The organism is Arthrobacter ginkgonis (assembly GCF_039540195.1).
GTDB classification, from domain to species: Bacteria; Actinomycetota; Actinomycetes; order Actinomycetales; family Micrococcaceae; genus Zafaria; species Zafaria ginkgonis.
In genome coordinates this window covers 1-1159 of the sequence record NZ_BAABEO010000014.1, presented here as the reverse complement: position 1 = coordinate 1159, position 1159 = coordinate 1, and the positions used below count along the sequence as shown (strand labels likewise).

The following is a 1159-nucleotide window of genomic DNA, read 5'->3' as shown; positions in this document are numbered from 1 at the left end:
ACTCAACGCCCTGGACCAGCGACGTGGCACAGTTGCCGACGCCCACAATTGCTACCCGGATGGGGTTAGTGGCCACGGGCTACCCACTCCTCGAAGTGCGGCGCCTCGGCGGCGATGGAGGTCGAGTCGCCGTGTCCGGTGTGGACGACCGTTTCGGAGGGCAGGCTGAGCAGCCGGCTCTTGATGGATTCGATGATGGTGCCGAAGTCGCTGTAGGAGCGGCCGGTGGCGCCGGGGCCGCCGTTGAAGAGGGTGTCGCCGGAGAAGAGCGTTTCCAGGGACTCGGCGTAGAAGCAGGTGGAGCCCGGCGAGTGGCCGGGGGTGTGCAGGGCGACCAGTTCGGTGCCGGCGATCTCGAAGACGTCGCCGTCGGTGATCCGGGCGTCCGGTTCGGTGTCGGGGAACACGGCTTCCCAGAGGATCTGGTCGTCCGGGTTCAGGTACACCGGGGCGTTGACCAGGTTGGCGAAGTCGCGGGCGTGGCGGATGTGGTCGTCGTGTCCGTGGGTGAGCAGGACGGCCTTGACGGTGCGTGACCCGACGGCGTCGGCGATGGCTTGGGGGTCGTGGGCGGGGTCGATGACGAACACTTCGGTGTCGTTGCCGATGATCCAGACGTTGTTGTCCACGTCCCAGGTGCCGCCGTCGAGGCTGAAGGTGCCGGAGGTGACCAGGTTCTCGATGCGGGCGCCGCCCCTCGCTCCCGGAGCGTCCTTCTCGGTGGAGACGGCCTTGACCTCATGTGCCATGGTTCGGGTATTCCTTCCAACTGGGCGAATTTCGACGGACGATGCGAATCACGCAACTCGTCTCGGTATTTGAAACAGAGTGGCCTAGGCCACTCTGAGGTGTCAACCTTGTGAAGCCGGGGCATCGGCGGGCCCAAGGCGCCCCTCCCCCTCCGGGCCAGCCACCCTTGACCTCTCTGATATATCAGATGTATAAGTCAGATATAGAAGTTTCGGGAGGGCGTCCCGCCGGGTCCCCGGAACCAGCGGCCGCCCCGCATCGAATCGCCCCCGTGGCCGGTACCGCCAGTACCGCCACACCCGACACTCCCGCAACACTCCACCCCTTTCCATAAGGAGCAACATGGCACACAAGGTGAAGGCCGTCGTCGTCAAGGCCAAGGACGCCCCCGTCGAGATCGCCACGATCA

The 1159-nt window shown here is 65.4% G+C and carries 1 protein-coding gene; it reads right to left on the bottom strand.

Features of this window, described 5'->3' with window-relative positions; all coding sequences use genetic code 11:
- Positions 1-65: 65 nt before the first annotated feature.
- Complete coding sequence (locus tag ABD912_RS10965) at positions 66-749, bottom strand: MBL fold metallo-hydrolase (protein ID WP_345150771.1); 684 nt, start codon at positions 747-749, stop codon at positions 66-68.
- Between the last annotated feature and the right edge of the window lie 410 nt (positions 750-1159).